Genomic DNA, 20,017 nt, shown 5'->3' on the forward strand with positions numbered 1-20,017 from the left:
CGGGCAGTAATCTCTAAAACGAATTAACGATCATGAGACAGATAATCAAGTTTATCGCAATATTCAGCGTTTGCCTGTTCGCAGCCGGCCGGCTGCTTGCCGCAGAGCAGGGAACCATCGTCAAGGGACAGGTAACCGACAAGGACGGCACTCCGCTGGCAGGCGTGACGGTCCGTGCGGACGAATGTCCGGGTGCGGCGTTGACCGATGCCGACGGCTTCTATTCGATCACCGTGCCGGACGGTGCGAAGCAGCTGCTTTTCTACCTGCCGGGCTATCGCTCCGAGCGCATGGCCGTGGCCGACGCACGTGACCGCGTCGCCTTGGGGCTCGCCGAGACCTTCGATCTCGAAGAGACCGTTTACATGGGCCATACGGCCCAGCGCAAGGGCGACATCTCCGGATCGGTGGCTTCGGTCAGCGGGCAGGAGCTCGCCAAGTCGCCCACGAGCAACCTTTCGATGGCCCTGGCGGGGCGGTTGCAGGGGCTGCTTATGCAGGAGACCTACTCCGAGCCGTCGCGGGCCAATACGGGGATGTACGTGCGCGGGATCTCTTCGATCCGCGCCAACCAGCCCATCGTCGTGATCGACGGCATGGTCATCAGCTACAACGTGCTCCAGACTTTCGATTATATCAGCGCCGAAGAGATCGAGTCGGTGACCGTGCTCAAAGATGCGGCGTCGCTGGCGCTGTACGGCATTCAGGGCGCCGACGGCGTGCTGGTCATCACGACCAGGCGCGGCCGTCAGGGCGATTTGAAGATCGGAGTGCGGCTGGATCAGACCTTCCAGCAGATGACGACGAAACCCGCATTCATCAACTCGGCCGAATATGCGTCGCTGCGCAACGAGGCGGCTTTCAACGACGGTTTGGGAGAGAATTACTATTATTCCGATGAACAGATCACGGCATTCCGCACGGGGTCGGACCGCAGCCTCTATCCTGACAATGACTGGCGGGATATGTTCCTGAAGAACGTCAGCAGCATGCAGCGGCTCGGCGTGGACATCTCGGGCGGCAGCGACAAGGTGCTCTATTACACCAATGTCAACCTGATGCACCAGGGCGGTTTCTACAACACCGATCAGGACGAATACAAGTCCAACAGCAACTTCATCTGGGCCAATGTGCGTTCGAATGTGGACCTTAAAGTCAACAAGTTTCTGAGCGCTTCGCTGCGTCTGGCGGGCAATATCAAGCGCGAGCGTACGCCCGGCGGAGGTTTCCTGGCCGACATCTATCCGCTGCTCTACTCCGTTCCGTCGTCGGTCTACGGTCCGACCGTGCCTGCGGTCGATCCGGTGACCGGAGAACCCGTGGAGGGCGGCGGCGGGGTCGTTGTGACGGACAAGATACAGACGACGCCCTACGGACAGATCAACCGTTCGGGATTCGTGCGCCATACGGTCACCAACATATACGCGCAATTTGCCCTGAACGCCGATCTGAGCTTCATTACGCCGGGGTTGAAGGCGGGAGGCTCGTTCGGTTACCGGACCAATTCGGTCAACAGCCTCTCCACGTATCAGTCCTACGAAAAATGGATTCGTTCCGAGGACGGCACCTTCTCGAAATACGGCAACGACATCAACGGCAATCTCACTTATGGTAAGAGCTCGTCGATGTATTATCAGCTCGACTACCGCGGCATGCTGGGTTACGACCGGCAGTTCGGCCGCCACAAGGCGGGAGCCATGGCCTATCTCTTCTATCAGGATCTCTCGACGGAGGATAAGGCTATGCCGGGGCTGCTCCCTTACCGGAAACTGGTCAGCGGGTTCGAGGCGAACTATAATTTCGACGACCGCTATCTGCTCAAATTCGACGTGGGCTACTCCGGATCGGAGCAGTATGCCCGTGCCCGCCGTTTCGTCGCTACGCCGGCCTTCTCGGCTGCATGGGTCGCCTCCAACGAGGCGTTCCTGAAGGACGTTTCGTGGCTGAGCCACCTCAAATTCCGCGTCGCCTGGGGGCAGACTGCCACCGAGCGTTCCGGACTGGGCCGTTATGCCTATCTGGATAACGTGACGCTGGTCGGCGGCGGCACTATCCCCGCCTTCTCCAACACGGTGACCGAGACCCAGGTGGGCAGCCCCGACATCGAACCCGAGATCTCCGAAAAATTCAATTTCGGGGTCGATCTTTCGCTCTTCGACAACCTTTCGCTGTCGTTCGAACTTTTCCGCGACCGGATGGATAACATGGTCATTCCGGGCGCAGCGACGACCCCTTCGTATCAGGGCGTGCCGCTGGGCTACCTGCCGGCGACCAATTCGGGTGAGTTCGAGAGCAAGGGATACGAAGTGAGCCTGCGTTATTCGAAAGCATTCAGAAACGGTTTGAAAATCAATGTCGGCGGTTGGCTGACCTACACCGAGAACAAGGTCATCCGCAGCGGCGAGACCGAGAAAAATGCCGACTATGCCTATCGCAAATGGCAGGAGGGATTCCCCTACGGGCAGGAGTTCGGCTATCTGCTCGACCGCAGCAACGGATCGCCGTTCTACAATACGCCGGAAGAGCTCGCTCAGAGCGGCCTTACCTATGAGTTCGGAACGCCCCGTGTCGGCGACCTGAAATACGTTGACCTGAATAAGGACGGAATCATCAACGAGCGCGACAAGGCGCCGATCGGTACGGGTGCCATCCCGCGTGTCTACTATGCCTTCTTCGCCGAGGCGAAGTACAAGTCGTTCGACCTGAGCCTGCTGTTCCAGGGCGTCGGCAAGTACTCCACGACCTTCAGCGGCGCGGGTATCTACGAATACGATTACGACGGCGTGTTCGGTTCGCTGCACCGCAATGCCTGGACCGAGGAGCGCGCCCGCAGCGGTGCGCGCATCGACTACCCGGCATTATCGACGAAGAAGAATACCAACCACGAGACCAGCGAGTTCTTCCTCTACGACCGCTCCTACCTGCGTTTGAAGAATATCGAGCTGGGCTATACGCTGCCCCGCAAATGGGCCGCTGCCATTTCGGCCGAGAACCTGCGGGTAAGTTTCAGCGTGCAGAACCCGTTCACGTGGGACAATATGAAATCGTCCGACTTCGGCCCCGAGGGTAGTTTCCTCTCCGTTCCGGTCTATCGGTTTTACAGCGTCAAACTTTCTCTGAACTTCTAAACCTACCGAACAGATGAAAAAGATACTGCATTATATTTTGCTCGCCGTGGTTTGCCTGGCTTCGTCCTGCAACGATGTCATGGACCTTCCCTACGACGGACGCACCTCCCTCGATGCGCTTTTTACCGAGCGCCGGGGTGTGAGGGCCTACCTCAATTCGTGCTACGGATATTGTCCGGCGCCCTACATGGACCGTGCGTCGCTGACCGACGAGGCGCAGGATGCCGACGATATACTGGCGGGCTCGCGCTACGCCGCGTGGTACACCGATGCCGTGAGCGCTTCGAACTATGCCTCCTATTCGACCGACGGAAGTCCGTGGGCGGGACTTTATGAGGGCATCCGTCATTGCAACGTTTTTCTCGAACGCGTCAAGGGGGTCGATCCCGCCCTGATTCAGTCCAATGCCGACGAGGTGGGCGGCTGGACGGCCCAGGCCCATGTGCTGCGTGCGCTTTACTACTTGCAGCTCATCAAACGCTATGGCGACGTGCCGCTGCTGAAAAGCACTTACGAACAGAATCACGATTATACGAAAGATGTTCGCGCTCCCTTTTCCGAGGTGGTCGAGTTCATCGTCGAGGATTGCGACGCGGCGCTCGCTTACAGCGAGGCGGCTTTCGGCTGGGGCATTCCCGAAGCGTCGTTCGGGATCATGACCCGCGCCGTTCCCTATGCCATCAAGTCGCAGGCCGTGACCTACGCCGCCAGCCCGTTGTGGTCCGACGGGACGTATGACTGGGAGGATGCCCTCGAAGTCAGCCGCGAGGCGCTCGCCGTGCTGCTGACCCACGATTACAAACTCTTCGACAATGTTCCCTCGCCCGGCATCGCGCAGAATCCCTATGCCCTTTACTTCATCACCAGCTCCGACGACCGCCGTTCGACCGACAAGGAGACCATCCTCCAGGTCGGCGCCCAGATGGAGGTGTGGCGCCAGGCCGGTCTGCCCTCCACGCCCGGCCAGCTCAAAGCGGGTCCGTGCCCTTCGCAGGAGCTGGTCGATTGTTACGAAACAGTCGATGGCGAGCCGGTTCTCGATCTGGCGAATCCTTACGAAGACGACGCGCACCGGCAGCCCAATTACAATCGGGCGAACACGACCTACGATCCGCAGAATCCGTATGAGAACCGCGATCCGCGTTTCTATGCCTCGATCTATTACAACGGGGCGCAGCGCGTGCTGGGCAATACCGGCGACACCCGGGAGTTCCTGATGGAGTTCACCGATCCTCCTCACAACGATGTGACGCTCGCCTATATGCCCGAATGGGAGGGGTACAAGGATATTTGGACGGTTCTTACTTCGGGCCCCGATCCCTATGCCTATTTCAAACCGGTGAACTTCGGCATCGAATGGGACCGCCTGAAGAAAATGACTTTCTCGTTCTATTACCAGACCGATGCCACGACAGACCGTTTCCGCAATATGGGATTCTTCTTCGTGGTGGACGGTGCGATCGACCCGGCCAAACGGCTTGAGCTCGGAGACCTCGCGCCTACGAACGGACAGGTCGTTGAGTTCTCGTTCGACATGACCGAGCACATGAAGAACAATTTCGCCGATTCGTGGGGGCCCGACTCGTACATCCGCTTCGATTTCCTGGAACAGGAGGCTGCCGCATACATGGTGATGGCTTCGGTGAAGATCACGATCGAGTACGAAGAGTCGGAAGTCGAGGTCGATCCCAATGTCTATACCTATGTCGGCGCCGCCGACGGGATTTCGGCGAACAACCGCCGCAGTACCCGCACGGGCTACTACATGCGCAAGTTCAACAACTGGCAGTCGAACGTGAGCAACAATGCCGACGGCGCCATCCGGCTGTTCCGTCTGGCCGAAATCTACCTCAATTTCGCCGAAGCGGCTTATCAGGTCAAAGGTCCCGACGGAACGGTCGATGTGGCCGGGACCCAGGCTTCGGCCCGCGATGCCGTGAATTTCATCCGTGCCCGTGCCGGAATGCCTCCGCTGCCCGCCGGCATGTCGAAGGACGAGTTCGAACTCCGGTACCGCAACGAACGCCGCGTGGAGCTGGCTTTCGAGGAACACCGCTTCTTCGACGTGCGGCGTTGGAAGGTTCTGGACGAGACGGACAAGTGCGTGTCCGGCATGAGGATCACGAAGAAGGATGGCGGTTATGAATACGAACGCATCGGCTTCCCCCGCTCGAATTGGAGGGATAAATACTACGTCTATCCGCTCGATCCGGATGAGGTGAACAAGATGCAGGATTTCACCGGGGCCGACTGGCAGAACCCGGGCTGGTAACGGCTGACTCCCGGCACGGCGGACATCCGCCGCCGTGCCGGATTTCCCGATAAACGACAAAACGCTGAATGAAACGATTATCTTTTACCGCGACTCTCTTATTGACCGCTTTTTCCGCATTCGCCGCCCGGACGGAATTCAAACTGGAAAAGGGCTGGCGATTTACCCGCGAAGATCATGCGGAGGCCGTTCGTCCGGATTTCGACGATTCGGCCTGGCAGCGCGTGACGGTTCCGCACGACTGGGCGATTTACGGGCCTTTCGACATCGGCAACGACCCTCAGTTCGTGGCCATCGAGCAGGACGGCGAGACCGTTCCGTCGCTCAAAGCCGGACGTACCGGGGGACTGCCCGTCGTCGGGCCCGGTTGGTACAGGATTCGTTTCGACGTGCCGGATTTTGCCGCCGGGAAACGGGCCGATATTCTTTTCGACGGAGCCATGAGCAATGCCCGGGTCTATCTCAACGGAGAGGAGATCGGTTACTGGCCCTATGGCTACGGCAGTTTCCAGCTGGATGCGACCCGGCTGCTGAAGCCGGAGGGCAACGTGCTGGCCGTGCGGTTGGAGAACTATCCCGAATCCTCCCGGTGGTATCCGGGGGCCGGATTGTACCGGAACGTGCATGTGATCGTTTCGGATGAAATTCGTATCCCGCTGTGGGGCATTCGTCTCACGACGCCCGAGATCCGTTCGGGCCATGCGAAGGTGCGGTTGCAGGCGGATGTCGAATCGCCGGCGGGGGTTGATTCACGGCTGGTGTTGAAAACGCTTCTTCGGGATGCCGGAGGACGGGTCGTTGCGAAGGCTGAAACGACGCTTGCTGAATACGACGCCGGGACCTTCTGTCAGGATTTGGTGATTGATTCCCCGCGGCTTTGGTCGCCCGATACGCCCGACCTGTATGAAGCGGAGCTCCGGCTATATGCCGACGGGGAGCTTCGGGATACCCGTTCGGTGCCGTTCGGTGTCCGGGAGCTGAAAATCGTTCCCGACCGGGGGATGTTCCTCAACGGCGAACCGATCAAGTTCAGGGGTGTTTGCCTGCATCACGATCTCGGGCCGCTGGGCGCGGCGGTCAACGTCAGTGCGCTGCGCCGGCAGTTGTCGATCCTCAAGGAGATGGGGGCCAATGCCGTCCGCACGGCGCATAATATCCCCGCTCCGGAGTTGGTCGAACTGTGCGACCGGATGGGGCTGATGGTGATGGTGGAGACCTTCGACGAGTGGCGCACCCCCAAGATGAAGAACGGTTATCACCTCTATTTCGACGAATGGGCCGAGCGCGATCTGGTCAATACGGTCCGGCGTTTCCGCAATCATCCGTCGGTGGTGATGTGGTGCATCGGCAACGAGGTTCCCGACCAAAGCAGTTACGAAGGGGCGAAGATCGCCCGGTGGTTGCAGGATATCTGTCATCGGGAGGACCCGACGCGCCTCGTTACCATGGGGATCGACCGGGTGCAGGATGCTATCGACACCCATTTCGCGGCCGTCATGGACGTGGTGGGCTTCAACTACCGCACCCATCTCTATACGAAGGCGTATCACGAGCTGCCCCAGCAGATTATGATGGGGTCCGAGACCGCTTCCACGTTCAGTTCGCGGGGGACCTATCATTTCCCGGTGGAACGCACCGTGAACAAGGTCCGTCCGGATAACCAGTCGTCGGGCTACGACCTGGACTGCGGCAGTTGGTCCAATTTGCCCGAAGACGATTTCGTGCTGCACGACGATTACGACTGGTGTATCGGCGAGTTCGTATGGACCGGATTCGATTATCTGGGGGAGCCCACGCCTTACCATGAGATCTGGCCCAACCACAGTTCGCTGTTCGGGATCGTGGATCTGGCCGGGCTGCCCAAAGACCGCTATTACCTCTATCGGAGCCATTGGCGGCCCGAGGAGGAGACCTTGCATGTCCTGCCGCATTGGACCTGGCCCGGTCGTGAAGGCGAGGTGACCCCTGTGTTCGTCTATACGAACTACCCCTCTGCCGAGCTGTTCGTGAACGGCAGGAGCCAGGGCCGCATTGCCAAAGATACGACGATGACACAGGCCGCGACCGACAGCGAAGAGGCCGCCCGGGGACTTTGGCGCCAGCGCCGTTACCGTCTGATGTGGATGGATGTGAAATATGAACCCGGGACGTTGAGGGTGGTGGCTTACGACCGGAACGGCCGGCCGGCTGCCGAGACCGAGGTGCATACGGCGGGCGAACCCTGCCGGCTGGAGCTTTCGGCCGACAGGCAGACCCTTTGTGCCGACGGCAAGGACCTTTCGTTTGTCACGGTGCGGGTCGTGGACAGAGCGGGCAACCTCTGCCCGGACGCCGCTCCGGAGGTCTCGTTCCGCGTCACCGGGGCCGGAGGGTTCCGGGCGGCCGCGAACGGGGACCCGACCTGTCTGGAACCGTTCCACCATCCGCGGATGAAGGCTTTCAAGGGACAGCTCGTGGCGATTGTCCGATCGGGGGAGAGACCCGGGAAGATCGGATTCGAGGCTTCGGCGGAGGGACTGCGCAAGGCGCGGTTGGAAATTTCCGTGAAATAATCCTTCGGGCGGTGGTGCGCATTCCGGATAATGTCGTTAATTTTGATAGCCCTTCGGGGGCGATCTGACCTGCAAATGTAATATTGTTATGAAGCGAATCTCATTGTTGCTGCTGGCTGTGGCGGCCTTTTCGGTTTCATGCCGCGAAGCGGCCTGCGACACCCCTTCGATGGCCCGGATGCGGGAATCATTCCGGAACGTGCCCGATGAAACGCCGCTGGCGGTATACTGGTACTGGGTGTCGGACAACATCTCCGAAGAGGGGGCGGTCAGGGATCTCGAATCCATGAAGGAGGCGGGTATCAACCGCGCCTTCATCGGCAACATCGGCATCGGCGACCAACCCTACGGGGAGCATCCGCTCTTTTCGCCGGAGTGGTGGCGCGTGATGCATGCCGCGCTGAAACGGGCCGGGGAACTCGGTATCGAGATCGGTATCTTCAACAGTCCGGGATGGAGCCAGTCGGGCGGTCCGTGGGTCGGGCCGCAGCAGAGCATGCGTTATCTGGCGTCGGCGCGGACCGTCGTCGAAGGTCCGGCGCTGTTCGAGGGCCCGCTTCCGGAGGCGGGCGCCGACGCGGAGGATGTCCGGGTCATCGCCTACCCGCTCCCCGAGGCTGCCGAGAGCGATACGAAACGGGTCGTGAAGGTCGATGGCAGGGAAATGCGCCTGGACTGGAGCGTGTCGGGGACGCAGCCGATGCGCAGCCTTACGATCCGGGTGGACCGGCCTGTCCTGACATCGGCCGAATTGTACTGCCGGGAGGATGGGGGATGGAAGTTGCTGAAACGCTTCTCCATCGACCGGAGCAATTTGCAGATGAACGTGGGATTCGATCCTCTGGCGCCGGTTGTGATCTCCCTGCCCGAAACGCTTTCGGCGAATTACCGGCTGGTCATTCCGGCTCCGGGCGGTTTTGCCGCCGAGGCTACGCTCTCCTCGCTGCCGCAGGTGGAGCGGTTCCCGGAAAAGACGCTTGCGAAGATGTTTCAGACGCCGCTTCCCATGTGGCACGATTATCTTTGGGAACAGCAGCCCGCCGTGCAGGCGTCGCTGCCGGTCGATCCGGCCGCGGTGACGGACATTACCGCGCATTTTGACGGCGGGACGCTGCGTTGGGAGGTCCCTGCCGGAAAATGGCAGGTGGAGCGGCTGGCCATGCGCTCCACGACCGTGACGAACGGCCCGGCCAGTCCCGAAGGGCTGGGCCTCGAAATCGACAAAATGAGCCGGAAGCATGTGGCGAGCCATTTCGACGCCTTCATCGGGGAGATACTGCGCCGTATTCCGCCGGAGGACCGCCGGACATTCAAGGTGGTCGTGCAGGACAGCTACGAGACCGGAGGACAGAACTGGACCGACGATATGGCGGAGCGTTTCGAGGAGATCTACGGTTACGACCCCGTTCCTTACCTGCCGGTGCTGCACGGGACGGTCGTAGGAAGTCAGGACATTTCCGATCGGTTTCTGTGGGACCTTCGGCGGCTTATCGCCGACCGGGTTTCCTACGATTACGTGGGCGGACTGCGGGAGGAGTGTCATAAACACGGACTGACGACCTGGCTGGAGAATTACGGCCATTGGGGATTCCCGGGCGAATTTTTGCAATACGGCGGGCAGTCCGACGAGGTGGCCGGGGAGTTTTGGAGCGAGGGCTCGCTGGGCGACATCGAGAACCGTGCGGCCTCGTCCTGCGCGCACATTTACGGAAAACGCCGTGTCTGGGCCGAATCGTTCACCGCGGGATTGCAGGGTTTCAGCCGCTATCCTTACCGGATGAAACAGCGCGGCGACCGTTTCTTCACCGAAGGTATCAACAGTACGCTGCTGCATGTCTACATCCATCAGCCCTACGAGGACCGCTTCCCGGGCATGAGTTCCTGGTTCGGCAACGAATTCAACCGGAAGAACACCTGGTTCGGCCAGCTGGATGCCTTCACCGACTATCTCAAACGGTGCGGCTATCTGTTGCAGCAGGGCCGTTACGTGGCCGATGCGGCCTATTTTATCGGGGAGGATGCGCCGAAGATGACGGGTGTGTGCGATCCGGCGCTTCCGAACGGTTATTCGTTCGATTATATCAATGCCGAGGTGCTGTTGAAACATGCGAAGGTGCGTGACGGACGGCTCGTGCTGGACGGCGGGATGGAGTACCGCGTGCTGGTGTTGCCGAAACTCCGGACCATGCGTCCCGAACTGCTCGATGCGATCGAACGGATGGTCCGTGCCGGTCTGACCGTGCTCGGTCCGGCGCCGGATCGGTCGCCCGGTCTGGCCGGATACCCCGGGGCGGATGAACGGGTGAAAGAGACGGCGGAACGGATGTGGCATTCCGGGACCGCTGCGAAATATGCCGTTTACGGCAAAGGGCGTGTCTTCAACGACGGCTGTTCGCTGGAAGAGGTGTTCGCATCCCTTTCGATGCGGCCCGACTGCCGCATCGAGGGGCAGAATACGGATGTCAGATTCATCCACCGGACGACGGAGCAGGGCGACATCTATTTTCTGTCGAACCAGCAGGAGCGGAAAGTCGTATTCGAAGCCGCTTTCCGGACGGAGGACGGTGTGCCGGAGCTGTGGGATGCCCTGACCGGTGTGGTTCGCCGGCTGCCCGGGTTCTCGCGGCAGGACGGAGTTACGACCGTTCCGCTGGAACTCGATCCTTACGGCAGTGCGTTCATCGTCTTCGACCGGACGAAAGAGGCCCGGCAGTCATCCGCGGAGAATTTCCCCGAAGCGACCGTGCTGGCCCGGGTCGAGGGGCCGTGGAAAGTGACTTTCGAGGGGCTGGAGGCCCCCGAAGCCCCGGTCGTGCTCGATACGCTCTGCGACTGGACCGTGTCGGACGATCCCCGTATCCGCTATTTCTCGGGAACGGCCCGTTACGAGACCGCTTTCGAGGTCGAAAATACGGGTTCCGGGTCTGTCTGCGTCGATCTGGGCAAGGTGATGGTCATGGGCCGGGTCTTCCTGAACGGAGTTTGTGCCGGGGGAACGTGGACGCCTCCTTACCGGGTCGATGTCTCCGGCCTGATCCGGGAGGGCCGGAACGTTCTGGAAGTCGAGGTTGCGAACAACTGGATGAACCGGTTGATCGGCGATCAGCGGCTGCCGCCCGAACAACGCAAGACCTGGACGCCCGTCAACCCGTGGACCGCATCTTCGGAGTTGCAGTCTTCCGGACTGCTCGGCCCTGTGGTTGTCGGGAAATTCGATTATGAGATCGTAAAATAGATAGAATGACAAACCGTATGATTATGACACTCAGAAAAATCTTTTGCATGCTCAGCTGCATGCTGACTGTCTCCGCATGCGGCGGAGAGACACCGGTGCCGGGCCCGAACGAAGGGAACCAGGGCGGTAACGAGGGCGGCGGAGAGAGTTCCGGTCCGGCCTACTATATCAGTTATTCACGCGGGTCGGATTCGAATCCGGGGACCTCTCCCGATGCTCCCTGGAAAACCCTGGACCGGATCAATCGGGGGACATTCGAACCGGGCGACCGCATTCTGCTCAAATCGGGCGATACCTGGAACAGCGTGACGGTGATCGATTCCAAGTTCACGGGAACGGCCGAAAAGCCGATCGTCATCTCTTCGTACGGCGACGGGGCGAAACCGCGTCTGACGGCGCCGACGGCGCCCGCCGGGAGCAGCATTCTGACGATTAACAATTCGGATCATCTCGTAGTCGAGAATCTGGAGGTCTCCAACGGCACGGGATACGGCCTCGTCATGGGTATCAATGACGGCGGGACGCACGGCGATATCGTGATGAGGAACATCCATACGGCCGACATGCCCTATGTCGGCATCTGGTTCAATGCGGAACACAACCGCAATGTCGAGATCGTCTCCTGCACCTCGGAGCACACCATGCACCTGTTTGCCGTCTCGGGCGGAACGAATATCGATGTGACCGATTGTAAGGCGGAGAATTGCCATTACGGAGGCTATTCGATCATCGGTGTCAAAGGCGGCACCATGAAGAACTGCAAATCCCTCTACGGCGGTCAGGAACCGGCTCCGCAGGGAACTTGCGGCCTCTTCCTCGGCATCGTCGATGGCTACGAGGTCGTCGATTCGGAGTTCGCCTATCAGCAGCGGCTCGGAACGGACCCCGACGGGGAGGGCATCGATTTCGAGCGGAACAACCGCAATGTCGTCATCCGGAACTGCCATATGCACGACAATGCCGGATGCGCCATCATGTTTTTCGAAAGCGGAGGCGGTTCGGAGCAGGCGAACGACCATTGTACGATCGAGAACTGCCGTTTCGAGAACAATCACCGCAACGCCCGTTCGCCCCGCGGGTTCGAGATTCATTTCAGCCATCTCGACGACAACAACTACGGCGTCATCCGCAACAATACGTTCGATCTTCCCGAAGGGGTGATGTTCGTTTCCACGGCCGATCCTTCGGTGACCATCGAGGGCAACAAACTGGCCGACGGAACGCCGCTCGTCATTGCTCCCGCCTACACCGGTTCGCCGGCGGTGGCGAACGGGGGATTCGAGTCGCCGGCCCTCGAATACGGCAAATACGAGCACCGTCCCATGGGCGGCGTGTGGACCTTCCGCGGAAATTCGGGCGTTGCGCGATACGGGAGCGACTTCAACCCTCCCCCCGGCCCCGGAGGGTTCGCAGGTGCTTTTCCTGCAAGGGGCGAGCGATGTGACGCAGTGGGTTTCGCTGGCTGCCGGGAGCTATAAACTGACCTGCAAAGCCTCTTACCGGGAGAATTCGGGGTTGGGGCAGAGCATGGCGTTTTACGTCGATGGCAGGCAGGTGAGCGATATGTTCTCTCCGGCCGATGCCACGGCTTACACCGCTTATGAGAGCAACCCCTTTACGGTCGAAGAGGGCGTCCGGATGATCGAGATCCGAAGTTTCAGCGAAGAGGACAAAACCGTTTTCGTGGATGACATCGCTCTTGTTCCGGTTCAATGACGAAGGTTGAGGTGATGAAAGGATTGAAGCGTATCGTACTGCTGGGGTTGTGTATGGCAGGATGTTCGCATCCGGGAGCGGACGGCGGAGACCGTGAGATGGACCGGTTCGTCGATAGCCTGCTTTCCGAGATGACGTTGGAGGAAAAGATCGGGCAGCTGAACCTGGTGCCCGTGGACGGCTCTGCCATGACCGGCCCGGTGACGGAGTCGGCCACGGGCGACCGCATCGCCAAGGGGGAGATCGGCGCATTGCTGAACGTGATGTCGCCGGCGAAGATGCTCGAACTCCAACAGGCCGCGGTGACGGAAAGCCGTTTGGGAATACCCCTGCTGTTCGGTATGGACGTGATACACGGGTACAACACCGTTTTTCCGATACCGTTGGGACTGTCCGCCACGTGGAATCCGGAGTCGATCGAACGGTCGGCCCGAATATCGGCTGTCGAGGCGAGCGCCCAGGGCGTGAACTGGACTTTCAGCCCGATGGTGGACATCTCGTTCGACCCGCGCTGGGGACGTGTCGCAGAGGGTTCCGGCGAGGACCCTTATCTGGCCTCGCTGATCGCTGCGGCCTATGTGAGGGGCTATCAGGGCGATCTTTCCCGGAACGACCAGATTCTGGCCTGCGTCAAGCATTTCGCTTTGTACGGAGCTCCGGAGGGAGGCCGGGATTACAACTCGGTGGACATGAGCCGCCAACGCATGTATACGGACTATTTTCCGCCTTACAGGAGTGCCGTCGAGGCTGGCGCCGGCAGCGTGATGGCGGCCTTCAACGACGTGGAGGGAGTGCCTGCGGCCGCGAACGAATGGCTGCTGGGCGATGTGCTGCGGCGGGACTGGGGTTTCGATGGATTCGTCGTTTCGGACTGGGATGCCGTGCGGGAGATGACCGTGCACGGTATCGGGGATCTGCAAGAGGTTTCGGCCCGCGGCCTCAGGGCCGGGTTGGATATGGACATGGCCAGCCAGGGGCTATGGGGCACGCTGAAAGCCTCGCTCGATGCGGGCGAAGTCCGGATGGAGGAGGTCGATCGGGCGTGCCGCCGGATACTCCGGGCGAAATACAGACTGGGGCTTTTCGGCGACCCCTATAAATACCATGATACGACGCGGGTCTGGTCGGATGTGTTCACGCCGGAGCATCGCGCCGAGGCTCGCCGGATCGCGGCCGAGAGTTTCGTGCTGCTGAAAAACAAGGACCGGTTGCTGCCGCTCGCTCCCGGAGGAACCGTCGCCGTGATCGGTCCGTTGGCCGACAATAAGCCCAATATGTTGGGAACCTGGACGATGGGAGCCGATCTGTATTCCGCGGTTTCCGTGCTGGAAGGGCTGCGGACCGTCGTCGGCGACCGGGTCGAACTGCTCTATGCCAAGGGCAGCAACCTGACCTACGACAAGGAGATGGAAGACCGGGTAACGCAGAATTGGGGCGTGCCCTATAAGCATTTCGACCGTGACGGCCGTTCGGCCGCACAGCTCGAAGCAGAGGCGCTTGCCGTCGCCCGGCGGGCCGACGTGATCGTGGCGGTCATGGGTGAAGCGGCCGAGCTGGCGGGCGAGGGGGCTTCACGCGCCTGTCTGGATATTCCGGACGCCCAGAAGGCGTTGCTGAAGAAACTGACACGGATCGGAAAGCCGGTCGTGCTGGTCCTTTTCGCGGGGCGTCCGATGACTCTCGTGTGGGAGGATGCGAATGTGGATGCGATCCTGAACGTCTGGTTCCCGGGAACCGAGGCCGGATTGGCCGTGGCCGACGTGCTGTTCGGCAATGCGGAGCCCGGCGGACGGCTGACGATGACCTTCCCCCGCACGGTCGGGCAGGTTCCCCTGCGGTACAGTTGCAAATCGACGGGGCGTCCGGCTGATGAGGCCGGGACGATCCGCGCCTATGTCACCGGTTATATCGACGAAACCGTGCTGCCGCTCTATCCGTTCGGATACGGGCTGAGCTATACCGATTTCCGCTACGGGGAGCTGGAGCTGGACCGGACGCAGATGGCGCCCGGGGAGAGCATCACGGCGAGTATCCGGGTGACCAATACGGGAGAGCGTCCGGGCAGCGAGGTCGTGCAGCTTTATATCCGTGATCGGATGGCGTCGGTCACCCGGCCGGTCAAAGAGCTGAAAGGGTTCCGGAAAATACGGCTGGAACCCGGAGAGACGCAGCGGGTCGATTTTACGATCGACGCGGAGATGCTCAAATTCCATACCCCCGATTTGCGGTATGTTTACGAACCGGGAGAGTTCGAGGTAATGGCCGGACCGAATAGCGCCCGGCTGAGTAAATCCGTATTTAACGCATTGTAAAAGGACTGAAAATGAGACGTTCCGTGAAAATCCGGGCTCTTTTTTGCCTGTTCGCGCTCCTGCCGCTGCAAAACTCCGGCGCTTCGCTCCGGGAGTGTCCCGGCGCCCGTTGGATCAGCACGGCGGAGGAGGGGGCGGATTGTCCGAACAGCTGGATCGCGTTCCGGCGCGATGTGGAGCTGAAGGCGTTGCCTGCGGTCGCGCCGGTGTGCATTGCGGCCGATACGAAATACTGGCTGTGGATCAACGGCGAGTGCGTCGTTTTCGAAGGGGGACTGAAACGGGGCCCGACGCCCGGCAGTACGTATTACGACCGGGTGGACATCGCCCCTTTCCTGCGCAAGGGGACGAACCGGATCGCGGTATTGCTGTGGCATTTCGGGAAAGACGGCTTCTCCCATAAGGACAGCGGTCGCGCCGGTCTGTTGTTTTCGGCGACGGGAAAGCGTTTTTCCCTGCGAAGCGACTCTCTGTGGCTTTGCCGTATCCATCCGGCTTTCGGGGATACGGGCGATCCCCGTCCGAACTTCCGGCTGGCCGAGTCGAATATCCGTTTCGATGCGCGGAGGGATATCGGGCCGTGGCAGACGGCGGCTCTGTCCGATCTCGAAGGATTCCGGAATGCCCGGGAGATCGGCTGCCGGGGCGACGCTCCCTGGGGCGGACTGGTCGAACGCCCGATTCCGCAATGGAAGGATTTCGGGGTGCGGGAGGCCCGTTTCGAACGGTTTTCCGCCGGAAAGACGGACAGCGTGATCGTACGGCTGCCCTACAACATGCAGATGACCCCGGTGATCACGCTCGACGATCCGCAAGGCGGAAGTCCGGTCGGCATCTCGACCGACCACTCCTTTGCCGGCGGAACGTCCAACATCCGGGCCGAGTATGTCACGCGGCGGGGCGTTCAGCAATATGAATCCCTCGGGTGGATGAACGGGCAGGAATTGCGGCTGACCCTGCCGAAGCATGTGGCGCTGACGCGGGTCGCCTATCGGGAAACCGGCTATGATACCGAGCCGCAGGGCAGCTTCCGCTGCGATGACGATTTCTACAACCGGTTCTGGCAAAAGGCCCTGCGCACGCTCTATGTCAATATGCGCGACAACTATTTCGACTGTCCCGACCGGGAGCGCGCGCAATGGTGGGGCGATGTCGTCGTGCTGATGGGAGAGAGTTTCTACGCTTATTCGATATCGGCGTATGCCCTGATGCGCAAGGCGATCCTGGAGCTGGCGGGGTGGCAGAAGCCCGGAGGAGAGTTGTTCTCTCCGATTCCGGCGGGTAATTACGATTCGGAACTCCCGGGTCAGATGCTGGCGGCCGTGGGTCGTTACGGTTTTTGGAACTATTACATGAATACCGGGGATCTGGAGACGATCCGGAGGGTTTACCCGGCCGTGAAACGCTACCTCTCGCTTTGGAAGACGGACGACACGGGGCTGACGGCTTTCCGGAAAGGGGGCTGGACCTGGGGCGACTGGGGCAATAACCGCGACATCCGGCTGATTTTCGCCGGATGGCATTGCCTGGCCCTGGAGGGGGCTGCCGATATGGCGCTTGCGCTGGGCCTGCCGGAAGATGCCGCGGATTACCGTGCGCTCATGGTTCGGGTGAAGGAGGGTTTCCTCCGCTGCTGGGACGGGAATGCCTTCCGGCATCCCGAGTATCACGGCTCCACGGACGACCGGGTTCAGGCTCTTGCCGTGCTGTCCGGCATTGCGGATGAGTCTTATTACGGAAAACTGTCCGAAATTTTCCGGACGCAGTTCCATGCCAGCCCCTATATGGAGAAATATGTCATGGAGGCGCTGTTTCGGATGGGATGCGGACGTTATGCGATGGAGCGTACCGCGCGGCGTTTTGCCGATATGGTCGATGATCCCGGCAGCACGACGCTTTTCGAAGGATGGGGCATCGGCGAAAAGGGCTACGGAGGCGGTACGACGAACCATGCCTGGAGCGGCGGGGCGCTGACCGTCATCGCCGGACAGCTTTGCGGCATCCGGCCGTTGGAACCGGGCTATTCCGTATTCGGCGTGGAACCGGACCCGGCTTCCTTTCGGGATGTTTCGATCCGGGTGCCGACCGTCAGGGGCATTGTCGGAGAGGAGCTTCGGATCGAAGGGGCGCGGCTCTCGCTGCGTGTGATCGTTCCGGAGGGCACGACGGCCGTCGTCACGCTGCCGCAGGGAGCTGCCGGGCCGCGAGTGGACGGACGATCTCCGTCGGCCGGTCAGCTGCGCGTCGCGGAGAGATACCGGAAACCGGCACGTATCCAGCTGAGCCTGACTTCCGGGGATTATCGAATCGAATCGGAGTTCGATCCGGCGCCGGATGGTCTGCCGGTGTCCGGATCTTGAAATAAAACAATTTGGTGAGATGGCTTTTTTGCGAATGTTTCCGGCCTTTCTGCTGAAAGCGGCCTGCTGTTGTTTGCCGCTGGTCTGTGCATGTCCCGTTCGGGCCCAGATACGGCTTGAGGGGTACCGGCAGTCGGAGATCGACCCCCGGCTCTTTTCGGGGCGGTGGTCGGCCTGGTGGATCTCGGCACCCGGCGTGGAGGACGGCACCTACGGCGTTTGTCATTTCCGGAAAGAATTCCGGCTGCCCGAGGCACCCCGGAGATTTGTCGTGCACGTTTCGGCCGACAGCCGTTATCGGCTCTACGTCAACGGGATTCCGGTCTCGACGGGGCCTGCCTGCGGCGATGTGCTGAACTGGAACTTCGAAACGGTCGATCTGGCGCCCTGTCTGACCGCCGGGCGGAACGTGGTTGCCGCCGTCGTGTGGAATTTCGCCGACAAACGGCCGCTCGCCCAGATCAGTTTCGGAAAAACGGCGTTCTTGCTGCAAGGCGATACTCCGCGCGAGGAGGTCGTCAACACCGATGCGTCATGGAGCGCCCTGCGCAATGACGCCTATTCGCCGAACGAACGCCCCGTGTTCGGGTATTATGCGGCCGGGGCCTGCGAACGGGTCGTGGTGGCGGAATATCCCTGGGGATGGGAGCGTCCCGACTATGACGCGTCGCATTGGCGTCCGGCGGTCGCGCGGATTGCCGCGGCCATGAAAGGGGCGGCCGATTATCCGGGCTGGCAACTCGTTCCGAGCCCGGTTCCGCCGATGGAAACCGATACGGTCCGCATCCCCTGCGTCCGGCAGTTCGAAAACGTCTCGATTCCCGGGCGATTCCCGGCGGAACGCGCACCCGTTACCGTCCCCGCCCGCACCGAGGCTGAAATGTTGCTGGACAACCGGGTGCTGACAACCGGCTATCCGCTTCTCCATTACAGCGGCGGATGCGGTGCGGAAATTTCGCTGGGTTATGCCGAGGCGTTGTACGAAGACCCGGTGCGCGGGATAAAAGGGAACCGGGACCGGACGGAGGGCAAACATTTCGTCGGTTATGAAGATGTGATCGTAGCCGATGGCGCTTCCGGGCGGATGTTCTCGCCGCTTTGGTGGCGGACGTGGCGCTATCTTCGAATCCGTGTCCGGACCTCGGACGAACCGCTGACGATCGACGACATCCGGGCCGTGACCTCGATGTACCCGCTGCGGCGGGAGAGCGAATTCCGGGCGGAGGAGGACCCCGTACTGCACGAGATCCTCGAAACGGGCTGGCGGACGGCCCGGCTGTGCGCCCACGAGAGTTACATGGACTGCCCCTATTACGAACAGCTGCAATATTTCGGCGATGCGCGCATTCAGGCCATGATCACGATGTTCAATACGCGGGACGACCGGCTGGTTCGCTGTGCGTTGGAGCAGGGACGGCGCTCGCTTGTCCCCGACGGCATCACCATGAGCCGTTATCCCTCTTCGCTGCATCAGTTCATCCCGTCGTTTTCGCTGTGGTGGATTGTCATGGGACACGATTATTGGATGTACCGGGGCGGCGAGGAGTATTTGCGGACGCTGTTGCCTGCCTGGAGGAGCATTCTTTCATGGTTCGAACAATACCTGCGTCCCGATCTCAGCCTGAGGCGCATCCCCTATTGGTTCTTCGCCGATTGGAGCGGAACCCCGCTGGGCGAACCGCGGCGGGAAGAGGAGGGCGATTCTGCATTTCAGGACCTGCTGTATGTCTACGCCTTGCGTGCGGCATCGCGGATGGAAGCGGCATTCGGATCGCCCGCCGCCGCGGAAAAGTATTCCGGACTGGCGGACGCCATTTCGGACACGATGCGCCCGAAATACTGGGACGCCCGTAAAGGGATGTTCGCCGATACGTTCTCCCGGAGCGATTTTTCCCAGCATGTCAACGTGCTGGCGATCCTTTGCGGGGTCGTGGAGGGGGAGGAAGCCTCGGCGCTGCTGCACCGGATAACGGACGACCGGACGGTGATGCCGTGCAGCGTCTTTTTCCGCTATTATCTCCAGCAGGCGATGAAGTTGACCGGGAACGGCGCCATGCTGTTCGACGGACTGCGGATCTGGCGGGACCAGCTCGCATTGGGGCTGACCACCTGGGTCGAACAGCCCGAGCCCTCGCGTTCGGACTGCCATGCGTGGAGCGCCAGTCCGAACATCGAATTTTACCGGATCATTCTGGGTATAGATTCCGATGCCCCGGGATTCCGGCGGGTGAGGATCGAACCCTCTCTGGGCGATTTGAGGCGGGTTTCGGGAGCTGTTCCGCATCCGGCCGGGAAGATCGGCGTCGATTACGAGGCCGATGGCCGCGGCGGTCTCCGGGCCCGGATCGACCTGCCGGAGGGAGTTGCCGGGACATTTGTCTGGAGGGGAAAGGAGTATTCGTTGAAAGAGGGCCGGCAGGTGATGACGGTCCGGTGACGGTT

9 protein-coding genes are annotated in these 20,017 nt (G+C 60.9%); all 9 read left to right on the forward strand.

The window, feature by feature from the left end:
- Positions 1 to 32 precede the first annotated feature (32 nt).
- The 9 genes from NQ519_RS07145 (at position 33) to NQ519_RS07185 (ending at position 20,012) form a co-directional block, all read left to right on the forward strand.
- Positions 33 to 3,128, forward strand: a complete 3,096-nt coding sequence (locus NQ519_RS07145; RefSeq protein ID WP_019151854.1) for a SusC/RagA family TonB-linked outer membrane protein — start codon at positions 33 to 35, stop codon at positions 3,126 to 3,128.
- 13 nt (positions 3,129 to 3,141) lie between these two features.
- On the forward strand, positions 3,142 to 5,400 hold the full coding sequence (locus NQ519_RS07150) for a RagB/SusD family nutrient uptake outer membrane protein (protein WP_019151853.1): 2,259 nt from the start codon (positions 3,142 to 3,144) through the stop codon (positions 5,398 to 5,400).
- A gap of 68 nt (positions 5,401 to 5,468) precedes the next feature.
- The gene (gene galB, locus NQ519_RS07155) at positions 5,469 to 7,952 is read left to right on the forward strand and encodes a beta-galactosidase GalB (protein WP_026076746.1); all 2,484 of its coding nucleotides are present in this window, start codon (positions 5,469 to 5,471) and stop codon (positions 7,950 to 7,952) included.
- Between the two features lie 88 nt (positions 7,953 to 8,040).
- Complete coding sequence (locus NQ519_RS07160) at positions 8,041 to 11,187, forward strand: glycosyl hydrolase (protein ID WP_026076745.1); 3,147 nt, start codon at positions 8,041 to 8,043, stop codon at positions 11,185 to 11,187.
- Positions 11,188 to 11,210: 23 nt separating this feature from the next.
- Positions 11,211 to 12,665 carry a right-handed parallel beta-helix repeat-containing protein gene (locus tag NQ519_RS07165; RefSeq protein WP_161603991.1) on the forward strand — a complete coding sequence of 485 codons (1,455 nt, stop codon included), beginning with the start codon at positions 11,211 to 11,213 and terminating at the stop codon, positions 12,663 to 12,665.
- Entirely contained in the window at positions 12,628 to 12,903 is a 276-nt protein-coding gene (locus tag NQ519_RS07170) for a hypothetical protein (RefSeq protein WP_019151849.1), read from the forward strand. Before NQ519_RS07165 ends, NQ519_RS07170 begins: the two co-directional genes overlap by 38 nt.
- Before the next feature lie 53 nt (positions 12,904 to 12,956).
- Positions 12,957 to 15,215 (forward strand): beta-glucosidase BglX, encoded by a 2,259-nt coding sequence (bglX, locus tag NQ519_RS07175; RefSeq protein ID WP_227901165.1) that lies wholly within the window; start codon positions 12,957 to 12,959, stop codon positions 15,213 to 15,215.
- A gap of 11 nt (positions 15,216 to 15,226) precedes the next feature.
- Complete coding sequence (locus NQ519_RS07180) at positions 15,227 to 17,575, forward strand: alpha-L-rhamnosidase-related protein (RefSeq protein WP_019151847.1); 2,349 nt, start codon at positions 15,227 to 15,229, stop codon at positions 17,573 to 17,575.
- Between the two features lie 34 nt (positions 17,576 to 17,609).
- Entirely contained in the window at positions 17,610 to 20,012 is a 2,403-nt protein-coding gene (locus NQ519_RS07185; protein WP_019151846.1) for an alpha-L-rhamnosidase-related protein, read from the forward strand.
- Positions 20,013 to 20,017 lie beyond the last annotated feature (5 nt).

It is taken from the genome of Alistipes senegalensis JC50, assembly GCF_025145645.1.
In the GTDB taxonomy this organism is placed as follows: Bacteria; Bacteroidota; Bacteroidia; order Bacteroidales; family Rikenellaceae; genus Alistipes; species Alistipes senegalensis.